Annotated in this window: 10 protein-coding genes and 1 tRNA gene; 9 read left to right on the top strand and 2 right to left on the bottom strand. The window is 63.1% G+C overall.

Annotated elements, in window-relative coordinates:
• Positions 1–7 precede the first annotated feature (7 nt).
• The 5 genes from AC1DSD_RS11965 to AC1DSD_RS11945 all read left to right on the top strand — a co-directional run bounded on the left by AC1DSD_RS11965 (position 8) and on the right by AC1DSD_RS11945 (position 6,499).
• Positions 8–682, top strand: coding sequence for a 4-carboxy-4-hydroxy-2-oxoadipate aldolase/oxaloacetate decarboxylase (locus tag AC1DSD_RS11965; RefSeq protein WP_478030262.1), 675 nt, complete (start codon positions 8–10; stop codon positions 680–682).
• Positions 675–1,751, top strand: coding sequence for a 4-oxalomesaconate tautomerase (locus AC1DSD_RS11960; protein WP_478030260.1), 1,077 nt, complete (start codon positions 675–677; stop codon positions 1,749–1,751). The genes AC1DSD_RS11965 and AC1DSD_RS11960 overlap by 8 nt, the downstream gene beginning before the upstream one ends.
• On the top strand, positions 1,748–2,638 hold the full coding sequence (locus AC1DSD_RS11955; protein WP_478030259.1) for an amidohydrolase family protein: 891 nt from the start codon (positions 1,748–1,750) through the stop codon (positions 2,636–2,638). The genes AC1DSD_RS11960 and AC1DSD_RS11955 overlap by 4 nt, the downstream gene beginning before the upstream one ends.
• Before the next feature lie 137 nt (positions 2,639–2,775).
• On the top strand, positions 2,776–5,391 hold the full coding sequence (locus AC1DSD_RS11950; protein WP_478030257.1) for a TonB-dependent receptor: 2,616 nt from the start codon (positions 2,776–2,778) through the stop codon (positions 5,389–5,391).
• A gap of 4 nt (positions 5,392–5,395) precedes the next feature.
• Positions 5,396–6,499: an NAD(P)-dependent alcohol dehydrogenase gene (locus tag AC1DSD_RS11945; RefSeq protein WP_478030256.1), complete on the top strand. Its 1,104-nt coding sequence runs from the start codon at positions 5,396–5,398 to the stop codon at positions 6,497–6,499.
• A 139-nt stretch (positions 6,500–6,638) separates the two neighbouring features.
• Here AC1DSD_RS11945 and AC1DSD_RS11940 read toward each other — a convergent pair whose 3' ends face one another.
• Positions 6,639–8,606 (bottom strand): family 43 glycosylhydrolase, encoded by a 1,968-nt coding sequence (locus AC1DSD_RS11940; RefSeq protein ID WP_478030254.1) that lies wholly within the window; start codon positions 8,604–8,606, stop codon positions 6,639–6,641.
• Positions 8,607–8,925: 319 nt separating this feature from the next.
• On the opposite strand from AC1DSD_RS11940, the gene AC1DSD_RS11935 reads away from it, so the two are divergent.
• From AC1DSD_RS11935 to AC1DSD_RS11920, 4 genes are all read left to right on the top strand, one after another.
• A complete protein-coding gene (locus tag AC1DSD_RS11935) occupies positions 8,926–10,332 on the top strand; it encodes a glycoside hydrolase family 5 protein (protein ID WP_478030253.1) in 1,407 nt (468 codons plus the stop codon).
• A gap of 132 nt (positions 10,333–10,464) precedes the next feature.
• The gene (locus tag AC1DSD_RS11930; RefSeq protein WP_478030251.1) at positions 10,465–11,709 is read left to right on the top strand and encodes a glycoside hydrolase family 27 protein; all 1,245 of its coding nucleotides are present in this window, start codon (positions 10,465–10,467) and stop codon (positions 11,707–11,709) included.
• Positions 11,710–11,888: 179 nt separating this feature from the next.
• Positions 11,889–13,382 carry an alpha-N-arabinofuranosidase gene (locus tag AC1DSD_RS11925; RefSeq protein WP_478030475.1) on the top strand — a complete coding sequence of 498 codons (1,494 nt, stop codon included), beginning with the start codon at positions 11,889–11,891 and terminating at the stop codon, positions 13,380–13,382.
• A gap of 130 nt (positions 13,383–13,512) precedes the next feature.
• On the top strand, positions 13,513–14,559 hold the full coding sequence (locus tag AC1DSD_RS11920; protein ID WP_478030250.1) for a glycoside hydrolase family 62 protein: 1,047 nt from the start codon (positions 13,513–13,515) through the stop codon (positions 14,557–14,559).
• Positions 14,560–14,664: 105 nt separating this feature from the next.
• Here AC1DSD_RS11920 and AC1DSD_RS11915 read toward each other — a convergent pair.
• A tRNA-Lys gene (locus AC1DSD_RS11915) sits at positions 14,665–14,740 on the bottom strand.
• Positions 14,741–14,775: the final 35 nt, after the last annotated feature.

The following is a 14,775-nucleotide window of genomic DNA, read 5'->3' as shown; positions in this document are numbered from 1 at the left end:
GGTGGACATGGCTGGTCGAGTGGTTCGCAATATCGAGCGCGCCGACGCGTCGGTAATCGATGGCCTGGCGCATGCCGGCGTCGCCACGGTGCACGAAGCGCAGGGCCGGATCGGGCTGCTCGCGAGCCGGCTGCGGCCGATCTGGCCGGGCGCGAGGATCGCCGGATCGGCGGTGACGATCTCCGCGCCGCCGGGCGACAATTGGATGGTCCATGTCGCGATCGAGCAATTGCAGGATGGCGACATCCTGGTGCTGGCGCCGACCAGTCCGTGCGAGGACGGCTATTTCGGCGACTTGCTGGCGACATCGGCAATGGCGCGGGGATGCCGCGGTTTGGTGATCGACGCTGGCGTTCGCGACGTCCGCGACCTGACGCAGATGGGCTTCCCGGTTTGGTCGCGAGCAGTGTTCGCACAAGGAACGGTCAAGGCGACATTGGGATCGGTCAACGTGCCGATCGTCTGCGCGGGCGCCGCGATCGAGCCGGGCGACGTGATTGTCGCCGATGACGATGGTGTTTGCGTGGTCCGGCGCGCCGATGCTGCGTCCATTCTGACGAAAGCCCAGGCGCGCGAGGCGAACGAGGAATCGAAGCGCCAGCGGCTGGCGGCGGGTGAGCTCGGTCTCGACATCTACGACATGCGCGGCAAGCTCGCGGCGATGGGGCTGAAATATGAGTGACTTGGCCGCCCCGGGCAGTCAGGGCATCCGCTGCATGTGGATGCGCGGGGGCACGTCGAAAGGCGGGTTCTTCCTTGCCGATGAACTGCCCGCCGACCCCGCCGCACGCGATGCTTTCCTGTTGCGCGTGATGGGATCGCCCGATCCGCGCCAGATCGACGGCATGGGCGGCGCCGACCCGTTGACCTCCAAGGTCGCGGTCGTATCGCGGTCGACCCGGCCCGGTGTCGACGTCGATTATCTGTTCCTGCAGGTGTTCGTCGATCAGGCGATCGTCACCGACGCGCAGAATTGCGGTAACATGCTCGCCGGGGTCGGTCCTTTCGCGATCGAGCGCGGCATGGTCGCGGCGACCGGCGAGGAGACCCGCGTTGCGATCTTCATGGAGAATACCGGGCAGATCGCGGTCGCCACCGTGCACACGCGCGATGGCGGGCCGGTCTATCATGGCGAGGCGCGGATCGATGGCGTGCCGGGTACCGCGGCGCCGGTCCCGCTGGAATTCCGCGATACAGCCGGATCGTCCTGCGGCGCGCTGCTGCCGACCGGCAACGCGACCGATGAGATCGAAGGCGTCGCCTGCACGCTGATCGATAACGGCATGCCGTGCGTGGTGTTCAGCGCGGCCGATGTCGGCGCGACCGGCTATGAGGATCGCGAAACGCTCGACGGCGATACCGCGCTCAAGGCGCGGATCGAGGCGATCCGGCTCAAGGCGGGGCCGTTGATGAACCTGGGCGATGTGACCGCGAAGTCGGTGCCCAAGATGATGCTGGTGGCGCCGCCGAAACGTGGTGGAGCGGTGACCGTCAGAAGCTTCATCCCGCATCGCGCGCATGCCACGATCGGCGTGCTGGGCGCGGTCAGCGTTGCAACGGCCTGCCTGGTTCCCGGCTCGCCCGCCGCCGCGGTCGCTGTTATTCCGGACGGATCGGTCAAGACGCTGTCGGTCGAGCACCCGACCGGCGAAATGAGCTGCGTGCTGACGCTCGACGACAACGGCCAGGTCGCGACCGCCGCGTTGCTCCGCACCGCTCGCAAGCTGATGGATGGCGAGGTGTTCGCATGACTCTCGACGCGAATGGGCGCATCCGCAGCTGGACGGAATCGCCCTCGACGCCGCATTTCGTTCCCCCGCCCGGCGCGATCGACGCGCATTGCCACGTGTTCGGACCGGCCGCGCAATTCCCGTTCAGCGCCAAAGCGAAATATCTGCCGCAGGATGCCGGGCCGGACATGCTGTTCGCACTGCGCGACCGGCTGGGGTTCGACCGCAACGTGATCGTTCAGGCGAGCTGCCACGGCACCGACAACGCCGCGACGTTGGACGCGATCGCACGATCGGACGGCAAGGCGAGGGGAGTCGCCGTGGTCGACCCCGCCATTGGCGAAGCTGAGTTGCAGGCGCTGCACGACGGCGGCTGCCGCGGCATCCGCTTCAATTTCCTCAAGCGGCTGGTCGACGACGCGCCCAAGGACAAGTTCCTCGACGTAGCGCGGCGGCTGCCGCCGGATTGGCATGTCGTGGTCTATTTCGAGGCCGATATCCTGACGGAATTACGGCCGTTCCTCGATGCCATCCCGGTGCCATTGGTAATCGACCATATGGGGCGCCCGGATGTCACCCAGGGCCCCGATGGCGCCGACATGCGAGCATTCCGCCGGTTGCTCGTCAGCCGCGACGACATCTGGTTCAAGGCGACCTGTCCCGACCGGCTCGATCCTGCCGGACCGCCTTGGGACGATTTCGCCGCCGCCGTGGCGCCGCTGGTCGCCGATTATCCCGATCGCGCATTGTGGGGCAGTGATTGGCCGCATCCCAATATGCAGGACGCGATCCCCGACGACGGTGCGCTGGTCGATATGATCCCGCGCATCGCCTCGACGGCCGAATTGCAGCGCAAGCTGCTGATCGACAATCCAGAGCGGCTATATTGGCCCGAGACCATCGGCTGAACCCACCTCTCCCGGAGGCGGCGCGGTTCGCGTGAGTCCATGGCCGCCATTCGCTCCAATCCAAGCCGACGGGATCGGCGCGCGCTACCACGCTTGCTCGGACCGTTCGAAACGGCCGGGTTCAGGGGAGGACAATTTTGCGCACGTCAATCATCGGCATCCTGTTGGGGACCACCGTCATCCTGCCGTCGCTCGCGCATGCGCAAGCGGCGCCCGCGACGCCACCCCAGGCGGATCCGCCCCAGGTCGAGACCAATAGCGGCATTCCCGATATCGTCGTCACCGCGCAGAAGCGATCCGAGAATGTGCAGGACGTGCCGATCGCGATTTCGGCCTTCACCGCCGATACGCTGAAGGAGCGCGCGGTCACCAGCATTTCGCAGCTGTCGGCGATCGCGCCCAACGTCAATCTCGATGCCGGTACGCCCTTTTCGGGCTCCACGGCCGTCTTGTCGGCCTATATCCGCGGCATCGGGTCAGACGATTTCGCCTTCAACATCGACCCCGGCGTCGGCATCTATCTGGACGGCGTCTATCTGGCGCGAACGGTAGGCGCCAACCAGGACCTGCCCGACGTCGAGCGCGTCGAGATCCTGAAGGGGCCGCAGGGAACCCTGTTTGGCCGTAACACGATCGGCGGCGCGATCTCGATTGTCACGCATGACCCTGGCAAGACCTTCCGCGTCAGCGGCGACATCACTACCGGCAGCTTCAACCTGCTCCAGGCGCGCGGCACGGTCGATATCCCGATCATCGACGGCCTGTCCTCATCGCTGACGTTCGGTGTGCGGACGCGCGACGGCTATCTGAAGCGCATTCCCTATCCCGATGCGCGCGCGAACAATTCGCCATCCTACACGCAGTTCGACGCCGCGGGGCGTGAAAGCGCGCGGAGCGAAGGCGGCAATGACAATTTCAACCTGCGCGGCAAGCTCAAATGGGACAATGGCGGCCCCGTCCGACTGACCCTGTCGGGCGATTACAGCCGCGACAAGGGAACATCGGCGAACAAGCTGCTGGGAACCGCCGAAACCGTACCGGGCAATTTCGCGGGCACGACCAACCTGCCGGGCACTGCCTTCGATCCGACCGGCACGACCGGTACGCTGTTCGCCGGACTGTACAATTTCTGCATCGGTGCCACGTCGGCGCAGATCGCAGCGCGCGGCGCGCAGGCGCTGTGCGGCGTAACGAGCACTCAATATAGCCCGCAATTCAAGCTGCCGAGCGTCGCCAGCGTCAATGTCGACGGCAACCCCAACAATGACCGGCTGCCATGGGACAGCCGCTTCCTCATCGCCGATCCCGACCGCAGCTACGCCACCGGCAACAGCTATTCCGACCTGAAGAATTGGGGCGTGTCGGGCATCGTCGATATCGACCTGGCGAAGAACGTCGCGATCAAGTCGATCACCGCGTATCGCGCCTTGCATTGGAATGCCGGTCTCGACGCCGACGGCTCGCCGCTTAACTTCCTGCAGCTCAGCTTCAAGATGAACCAATGGCAGTTCAGCCAGGAAGTGCAGCTGCTCGGCAAAGCGTTCGACAACAAACTCAACTATGTGATCGGCGCCTATTATTTCAAGGAAGCCGGCGACCTGCACGATTATGTCACCTTCGCCGAAGGGCTGGTCCAGGTCGACGGCCCCAATACGCTCAAGACCGAGAATTACGCCGCGTTCGGGCAGGTGGATTTCCGCCCGATCGACCTGATCGGCATCACGCTGGGCGGCCGCTACACGCGCGAAAACAAGCAATTCGAGGGCGGGCAGCAGGAGCTCAACGGGTTCAACTACAAATTGTTCGGCTGTTCCGACGCCAATGGCAACATCACGCCCAACGGCCCGTTCCCGCTGGCGCCAGTGACTTGCCAACAGGGATTGTCCTTCCCCGATCCGAGCAATCCGGTCCGCGTCTATGTGCCGGGCGTCAACCGCAAGACCTTCACCAACTTCTCGCCCAAGGTCGGCATCCAGCTCCACGCCGCCAAGGACATCCTGCTCTATGGCAGCTGGTCGAAGGGCTACAAGACCGGCGGCTGGACCACGCGCCTGACCAATCCGCAGGGCAATGTCGCGCCGGGTTTCGATGAGGAAAAGGCGACGACCTGGGAAGCTGGCGTCAAATCGACCTGGTTCGATCACAAGCTCCAGCTCAACGCGGCCGCCTATACGACCGACTATCAGGGTATTCAGCTCAACATCCAGATCGGGACGTCGCCGACCATCGCCAATGCCGGCAATGCCCGGATCAAGGGCTTCGAGGTGGAGATGGTCGCAGCGCCTGTGGCCGGCCTGACGATCAACGGATCGGTCGGCTACACCGATGCCTATTACACCTATGTGTCCCCGGCCGCGACTGCGGTGGGCGGCGCCAATATTTTCCAGGCGGGAACGCTGGTAGGGGCGTCCTTGCCCAAGACGCCGAAATGGCAGATCAGCCTCAGCCCTCGCTATGAGACCAGGCTGGGGAATGGCGGAGCGCTGGTGTTGCTCGCCGACTGGAGCCATACCACCAGCGCGTGGAACGACGCGCAACGCACCTATTTATTGTTCCGGCCCACGACCAATACGGTCAATGCCAGCCTCACCTATCGCGAGCCCGGCGACCATTGGACGCTGACGGTCGGCGGCACCAACCTGACCGACGGCCGCTACCTCACCTCGGGCGGATCGAATGTATCGGCGGGGGTCTTCTTCGGAAGCTATAACCGGCCACGTGAATGGTATGCCAAGTTCGGCTTCCGGTTCTGATCCGATGGAAGGACTGACAGCCCAGGCTGCGATCGTCGAGGCGCCCGGCGGCGAGTTCACGCTCACCGCGGTTACCATCGATCCACCGGGTCCAGAGCAGGTCCGGGTCGCGATCCACGCCTGCGGGGTCTGCCATACCGACATGGTGATGCGCGACGGCGGGTTGCCGATCCCCTTTCCGGTGGTGCTGGGCCATGAAGGCGCCGGGGTGGTCGAGGCGGTGGGTTCGGCGGTCGAGGGGATCGCGCCAGGCGATCATGTGCTGCTCAGCTTCCACAGTTGCGGCCGATGCGCGGCGTGCGACGATCATCAGCCCGGCTATTGCGACGAGTTCGTCCCGCGCAATTTTCTCGGAGCGCGGACGCCGGGCGAGGGCGATATCCGGCGCGATGGCGCGGCGGTCGGGGGCAACATCTTCGGCCAATCGGCCTTTGCCACCTCGGCGCTCGCCCATGCCGACAATGTGGTGCCAATCGACCCAGCCTTGCCGCTCGCCTTGCTCGCCCCGCTCGGCTGCGGTGTTCAGACCGGCGCCGGCACGGTGATGGAGACGCTGCGCCTGCAACCCGGCCAGTCGATAGCGGTGTTCGGTGCCGGCGCGGTCGGGCTGGCGGCAGTGATGGCCGCACGGATCCTCGGCGCGGGCAGGATCGCGGTGCTCGACCTCCATCCGGGGCGCCTCGATCTGGCGCGCGACCTCGGCGCGACGGAAACGGCCGATGCGATCGATCGGCTGTCGGGCCCGTTCGACCATATCGTCGACACGACCGGCGTTCCGGCGTTGGTAGAGCGCGCGGTCGATCTGCTCGCGCCGCGTGGCACGCTTGCGCTGGTTGGTGCCTATCCGCCCGGCGGGTCGATCTCGATCGATCCTTCCGCGATCATGGCTGTCGGCCGACGTGTCGTCGGGGTGGTCGAGGGCGGCATCGACCCGCGCCGCTTCATTCCGCGGCTCATCGATCATTATCGCGCCGGCGAATTGCCGCTGGAAAAGCTCGTCCGGACCTATCCCTTCGCCGAGATCGAGCGCGCCTTCGCGGCTTCCAGCGACGGGTCGGTGGTCAAGCCCGTGCTGGTGATGCCGGTGTCCGAGGGGCAGGCCGAGTGACGATAAGCAGCTCGCCAGTTTCCAACGGCCATGTTTGCGGACCGGTGCTGGTGCCGCGGCATCGGGGAGCGGCTTCGCCGCCAAAAGGCCGAATGGATCAGCCGCACGAAAGCCAACACGGCCGCCATCGCCATCCTTATCAACCCGACCAGATAAAGCGCGTGCCGTCACTATCGTCCGGCATGGGGCCGGGGCTGTCGGCCCGGATATCGCCGGTCTGCGGATCGATGCGGAGGAAGCGGTTGGTGGCCAATGACATCAGCACCAGTTCGCCCGTCGGCGTTTCAATCCATTGGAAGTTTTGCGCCTTGCCGGACTGGTCGGCCACGAGGGTTACTGCGCCATCGGCACCGACCGTGACATAGCGCCCGCCCGATCGCAGAGCGACGCGACCCAACCGGCGGTCGACGACCTCGAACCGCGTCGGGAGGGCCGAAGCCAGGCCCGCAGGGCCGGCCGCCAGTCCGGTCGTCGCATGAAACGACGTCAGCCGGATCGATCGGCCATAGGGGACGGGCCGCATCAGGCCGCGGGTATGCGGCTGATAGACGTGGATATTGTCGAAATCGGCGAAACCACCTTCGGCGCCGGTCTTATTATAGCTGAACAACCCGTAGCGAACGCCCTGGAAGGTGAAGGTCTGGTAGAACAGTTCGACCTCCTCACCGATCGGGGTGAAGGTGACGCCGTCGAACGAATAGCTGAAGCGCGCCCGTTCTGTGAGGAAATCGCAGTCGGCACGAAGCCAGATGCGCGTCCCGGTCATCTTCACCCGCACCGTCTTGTCGGGGCGCTGGTCATAGAGGACGATGTTGAGCCCGTCGGCACGTTTTTCGACGCCCAAAGTAGCATAGGGCAGATTGAGCAGCCCCAGGCCGGCCATGTCGCCTGGCTTCAGGTTCGACGCATCGAGCAGAACGGTCGGCGTCGACATCGGCCCGATCGCCCGCTGCGTCAGCGTATCGTGTGCGTCATAGAAAGACGTCGCCGGCAAAGCGTGAAGCCGCAGGAATCCCGGCCGTTCCGACAACGACCATTTGCCGTCGACCGGCACATGGTTCCACTGCCATATCGGCTGGAGCCGCGGTCCCGAGAAATCATCGCTTCGCCGATAGGGCACACGCACCGGTTGCAGCTTGGCGGTCTTCGGCTTCACCCAGGTTCGCGGTGTGCGTGTCAGATTCCCCGGCAGCCCGAAATAGGGCCAGCCGTCCTTCCAGGTGATCGGGGACAGATCGAGCAGGCGGCCGATGGAATTGAAATCCATCATTGAAAAGCCCCACCATTCGCCCGCGGGCGTCTGGACGATGCCCCCCTGATGCATCGCCAGGTTATGTTTGGCGGCGGGGTCAGGCCCCCAGAACTCGAACGGCGGCTTGGGCGTACCCAGGCGCTTGCTTGACGCCATGCCGAAGTCCTCGTGCAAGCTGATCGATCGGTTGACCTCATAGGGGCCAAGCACATGATCCGCCCGCGCCGCCGGCATCCGAAAGCCGCCGGCATATTCGGCGCTGATGATATAGTATTTGCCGTCGATCTTGTAGAAATGCGCGCCTTCGCCCATCCCGGCGTCGGCGGTGAACAGGACGCGCTCGGTGCCCGGGACGATGTCGGTCAGGTCGTCCGTAAGCTGGGCCAGATGCATCGTCTGATGATCCCAAACGACATAGGCCTTGCCATCATCGTCGAACAGGACGGACAAATCGTGAAAGCTGCGCTTCATCGGCGTGCGCGTCCACGGCCCCTTCGGATCGGTCGCCGTGAACATCTGGGTCATCTGTCCGTTGACGTTCGAGAAGATGTAGAATTTGCCGCCATGGTAGCGGAACGACGGCGCCCAGATACCCTGGCCGTAGATATTCCCGCCGTCCTCCAGCCGGTAGGCCGGGCCGAGGTCGAGCTTGTCCATCGCATAGGCGACGAATTCCCAGTTGACCAAGTCTCTCGAGCGCAGGATCGGGAGGCCCGGCATGGCGTGCATGGTGGTACCGGTCAGGTAGAACCAGTCGCCGACGCGGATCAGGTCCGGATCTGAAAACTCGTCATAAAATAATGGATTGGTGAACGTGCCGTCACCGTTATCCGGCGTCCAGGTCTCGGTCGACATGCCCTTGGACGCCCGCGCCACCAGACCGTCCCGATCCACGGCAGATGCGGGCGATGCGCATGCCATCAATGTAAAGGTCAGGCATGACGCCAGGCGGCCGGATATGACGAGTCCTGACGATTTCGACCCAAGCCGCATGAAGCTCCCTCTCTTTGCGCCCTGATACCACGAAACGGAAATCTGATAACGCTACCAGAGATTGGCTATAACGTGCCTTGCGAACTGCCTAGGCCCGGTCGAGCCGATTCCCTGCCTGTCAAGTCATTGAAAGAGTTTGGGATATATTAGAGCTCGGATCTAGGATCCGCTGATACCTCTAATGTTCCTGATTCGACTGGACGAGCCGGCGCTGCAGCCAGTTCGCTGTCGCCGTGTCCATTTCGCAGCCAGCATTTTCCGGTCCGAAACAATTCCCGGCACGCTATTTTCGTTGACGTATAGCCCGCATGAACTCGGCGCCAGTGCGCAAGGGTCGTTGGCCAATGTGCCTGGGGACGAGGACATGAAATTTTGTGGGCGAGTGCACCGACGGGTGCCGTTGTCGGGGCTGGTTGCGCTCGGTCTGACTGCTTGCGGAGGCGGAGCCGCGGCCGGAAGCGGAACGCCAACACCCACTTCAGCGCCTGCCCCGGCTCCCACACCGACGCCGACCCCCGCGCCGACTCCAACACCAACCCCAACGCTTGCGGCGGTCACCACGGCGGAACTCGGCAAGGGCTGGAACATCGGCAATACGCTTGAGTCGTTAAACGACTACGGCAAGCCCCACACGACCTCGCAGGAGACCGTTTACGGCAACCCCGTGATAAACCAGAAATTGCTCAATGCAGTCGCGGCCGCCGGCTTCAAGAGCGTGCGCATTCCCGTCGAGTGGGCACAATATGCCGACAGCGCCGGGACCATCGCACCGTTCTGGCTCGCCAGGGTCAAGGAAGTGGTCGATATGGCACGCAACGCCGGGCTGTACGTGATCATCAACCAGCATAAGAGCGACTGGTATACGCCGACGGCTGCGAACCAGGTTGCCGGCAACGCGGCGTACAAGAATTTGTGGACGCAAGTCGCGAACAATTTCAAAGATTACGACAACCATCTGCTGTTCGCCGGCACTAACGAAATCCACGTCGACTATGGCGTGCCGTCGCCGGAAAATTGCTCGGTTCAGGGGGGCTTCAACCAGGCGTTCGTCGACGCGGTGCGCGCGACCGGCGGGAACAATGCGTCGCGAACGTTGGTCTTCCAGGGTTATAACACCGACATCACCAATACGATTGCAACGTGCGGCGCTCCCGTCCCAACCGACACCGTCAGCGGCCGGTTGATGATGGAGTTCCATTATTACGATTCGTACAATTTCACGCTGAACGACAAGAGCGCCATCTGGCAGTGGGGATCGATCGCAACCGATCCCGCGGCAACGGAAGCATGGGACAACGAGGCGCATGTCGACGCCCAATTCGACAAGGCGAAGACCGCCTATACCGACAAGGGCATCCCCGTAATCATCGGCGAATATTGCGCCATCTCAAAGACCGAATATGATCCGTCGCTGAAGTACAGGGACTATTGGACCAAGTACGTCACCGGATCCGCGATCCGGCATGGCTTCGCACCCTTTTACTGGGATACCGGCGCCTTTCCCAACCACACGTGCGGGCTGTTCGACCGCAACACCGGTGCCGACTTCAATCCATCGACGATCGCCGCGGTTTTCGCCGCGCCCTGAAGGTCCGGCCTCTCAAGGTCGACGTCGCTCCGCGCGGAGGATCGTCAGTCGACGATCTTCTGACAATTTCTGGTGAGATCCGCAGCGTGAGCGGAATCTTCCATATCCTGGCCGAGTGCCAGCATCGACATGATGAAGGGATTCGAAGTGAACATCAAAGGCATAGCGCGGCTCATGTTAGGCATCTTGCTGGGTGCTTCCGCCTGCGGCAATTGCTGGGCTCAAAAGGCTGAAGGCCTGGCCAGCACCCCGCAAATGGGCTGGAACAGCTGGAACAAATTTGCCTGCGAAATCGACGAGCGCCTGATCCGAGAGACCGCCGATGCCATGGTGAAGTCCGGCATGAAGGACGCCGGCTACCAGTACGTGAACATTGACGATTGCTGGCAAGGCCAGCGCGACGCCGACGGCAACATTCAGCCCGACGCCAAGCGCTTCCCGTCCGGCATAAAGGCACTGGCGGACTATGTGCATGGCAAGGGACTCAAGCTGGGCATCTACTCGGACGCCGGCGCGACCACCTGCGGCGGCCGTCCCGGTAGCCGCGGCCACGAATATCAGGATGCGCGGACCTATGCGCGCTGGGGCATCGATTACGTCAAGTACGACTGGTGCAACACCCCAGGCATGAGCGCCGAAGCGGCCTACACCACGATGCGCGACGCGATCGCCCAGTCGGGCCGTCCGATGCTGTTCAGCTTGTGCGAATGGGGCATGAGCAAGCCGTGGGAGTGGGCCGGCCAGGTTGGCCATTCGTGGCGCACCACGCCCGATATCTATAATTGCTTCGACTGCGAATTCAGTCCCGGTCTTTCGACTGGTCTGGGCGTACTGCGCATCCTCGACAGGCAGGCCGGCCTGCGCAAGTTCGCAGGGCCCGGCCACTGGAACGATATGGACATGCTCGAAGTGGGCAACGGCATGAGCGAGGACGAAGACCGCGCCCATCTGTCGATCTGGGCCATGATGGCCTCGCCCCTCATCCTGGGCAACGACCTGCGTTCCATGTCCGAGTCGACCCGCCGCATCCTGACCAACCCCGGCGTGATCGCGGTGAGCCAGGACAAGCTGGGTGTGCAGGCGCTGCGCGTCATGGTCGACGGTCCGCTGGAAACCTATGCCAAGCCGCTCGACGGCGGCAAATGGGCGTTGATGTTCCTGAACCGCTCCAACCAGCCGACCAACGTTGACCATGACTGGAAGGCGGAAGTCCTGACCGACGGGCTGAGCAACCGGTCGGTCGATTTCAAGCAGGCCGTCTACCGCTGGTCCGACCTGTGGAGCACGAAGACGGGCGACACGAGCACCAAACTGCAAGCGCGGCTGGCGCCGCACAGCGTGCTGATGCTGCTCCTGACTGGCCCTGCGAAATCATAGGACACGCCCGGCCGCGCAGACGCTGATCGCTGGGCATCAACGCTAATGCCAGAAGGATTCGCATGATTACGCGCCTGTTTCCACGCACGACCCGTATCTCGCCGTCAGGCGAGCAGGCAAAGCGGCGCTTTTCGTCCCTGACCTGGGCTGCCCGCATCGCCCTGCTGCTGTGCATCGCCATGCCGGCAAGCGTAGCGCCTGCCGCCGATGCTCCGGTTCAGGTAACACTCGATGCGTCCAAGCCCGGCGCGGTGATTGACCGCAATATCTTCGGCCAGTTCGCCGAGCATCTAGGCAGCGGTATCTACGGCGGCATCTGGGTCGGCAGGGATTCCACGATCCCAAACACGCGCGGCATTCGCAACGATGTCGTAGCGGCCTTGAAGGCGCTCAAGGTCCCCAACGTCCGCTGGCCGGGCGGCTGCTTCGCCGATCAATATAACTGGCGCCGCGGAATCGGCCCTGAGCGCAAGCCGGCCATCGGCGAGCCCAATAGTTTCGGCACCGACGAATTCATGGACTTCGCCCAGCAGATCGGAACCGAAGCCTATGTTTCGGTCAATCTCGGCTCTGGCACTGCGCAGGAAGCGGCCGAATGGCTTGAGTACATGACCGCCCCGACCGACGACGCCCTGGGTGCCGAGCGCGCTAAAAACGGTCACCCTGAGCCGTACAAGGTTGCCATCCTTGGCCTCGGCAACGAATCCTGGGACTGCGGCGGCCCCATGTCGCCGGACTTCTACATCAGCGAAATGAAGCGCTTTTCGCACTTCGTGCGCAATTACAATGCTGCTCAGCCGATGAAGCGCGTTGCCGTCGGACCGAGCGGTGCCGACCCCACCTATACCGACGCCGTCATGAAGGCCTGGAAGAGCCGTTCCTGGGCCTGGGATATCGAGGGCCTGTCGCTGCACTCCTACAGCGCGGGCGGCTGGCCGCCGCATATGGCGGACACCGGCTTTGGCGAGAAGGACTATGCCGTCCTGCTGAAAGACTCGATCGGCATGGAGGATACGCTCAAGACGCAGTCGGCGATCATGGATAAATATGATCCCGAAAAGAAGGTCGCCCTGGTGGTCGACGAATGGGGCTCGTGGCTGGCCCCGACGCCGGGGTCGAACCCGGGCAGCCTAGTGCAACAGAATACTCAGCGCGACGCCGTGCTGGCCGCCCTCAACATCAATATCTTCGCGCGCCACGCCGACCGCGTCCGCGTGGCCAATATCGCGCAGATGATCAACGTCCTGCAGGCCATGATCCTGACCGACAAGGGCAAGATGCTGCTGACGCCGACCTATCACGTCTTCCACATGTACGTGCCGTTCCAGGACGCGACCTTCGTGCCGCTGACCTTCGACGCCGGCACCTATATGACGAACGGCGTCACCCTGCCGCGCGTTGACGCCGTTGCGGCCAGGGACAAGGCCGGCAAGATATGGATCGCTGTCACCAATATCGACGCGAAATCGCCCGCGACATTCAGCGTCTCACTTGCCGGTGTGAATGCAACGAAAGCTTCGGGCCAAATCCTTTCGGCGCCGAAGGTCGATAGCGTCAACACCTTCGACGCGCCTAATACCGTCGCCCCCAAGGCCGTGTCGGCCAAGGTCGTGGGCAGTAAGCTGACCATCACCGTCGCACCGGCATCGGTGACGGTGCTTGGCCTCGAATAGTCGGAGCGCCCACGGCCTTGGACGACATGCTTGGGGAGATGAAATGAAATTTTGTAAACGAGCGCACCGGTGGGTGCTGTTTTCAGGTCCGGTTGCGCTCGGCCTGACTGCTTGCGGAGGGGGAGCCGGAATGCCTTCGCCCGCGCCAGCTCACACGCCAACTCCCACGCCGACGCCGACCCCAACGTCATCCTTGGCGCCGTCTCACGGAGCCTTCTACTGGACGTCAAGCGCACCGCTGATCGGACCGCAAGCTGATCCATCCCAGACCGTTTACGCGGTAAAGGATCCATCTGTCGTATTTGCGAACGGCAAATACCATGTCTTCATGACCACTGCCGGGTCGAAGGGATGGGGCATCGCCTACACAAGCTTCGCCGATTGGTCGTCCGCATCGACGGCGCCGATATTCCCCCTCGACAAATCGCCGATAGGCCCTGGGTACCGCGCGGCGCCGGAAGTGTTCTACTTTGCTCCGAAAAAGCTCTGGTACCTGATATTTCAGGGCGGCGATCCGATGTATTCCACCACGACCAACATCGACGACCCGATGTCATGGAGCGCTGCTCGCCCATTCTTTGCCACGGCGCCGGACATCATCAAGCCGCCGGCGGGGAAGGGGTGGCTAGATTTCTACATTCTCTGCAACGACACCAAGTGCTACCTCTTCAATACCGACGATAACGGCCACGTCATGCGGTCGGAGACAGGGATCGATCAATTCCCGAACGGCTTCCACAATACCGTCACCGTCATCACCGAGCCTCGAGAGGACGCGTTCGAGGCAAGCAGCCACTATCGGGTAAAAGGAACCAATACGTACCTCACCGTCGTCGAGGCAATCAGCCCGAAGGGGCGTTATTTCCGGATATGGAAAAGCGACGGTTTGGAAGGCACCTGGGTGCCGCTGGGTTCAGCCGCCAAAAATCCCTTCGCAACAGCCGACAACGTGGAAGGCATCTGGTCCGAGGGTGTTTCGCATGGCGAACTGATCCGGGACACGACGGATCAGACCCAGGTCATTGACCCCTGCAAGCCGCTTCGGTTCCTGTTCCAGGGTAATGACCCGTCGGTTCACCCCACCGAATACATCCAGCTGCCATACCGGCTCGGACTTCTGACAGCCAAGGGGTCAAATCCGATCACGGACATGTGCCACAAAAAGGACCGACCCTAAGCGGGCGAGTAGAATTGCGGAGCTTCGCGGTGTCGACAATCTCGTGCATCCCACCGTCGAGCCGCCCTTGGCTGGCCAGTTCATGCCGTTAAGCCATTGAAAAGGTGGTGGACGCACTAGGGCTCGAACCTAGGACCCGCTGATTAAGAGTCAGCTGCTCTACCAACTGAGCTATGCGTCCATGCCGGCTTGCGGCTGCCGCTGTTAAGAGCGGCT

It is taken from the genome of Sphingomonas sp. P4_D12, assembly GCF_056401895.1.
The sequence above is the reverse complement of the archived record's forward strand: the minus strand, read 5'-3'. Positions and strand labels throughout refer to the sequence as shown.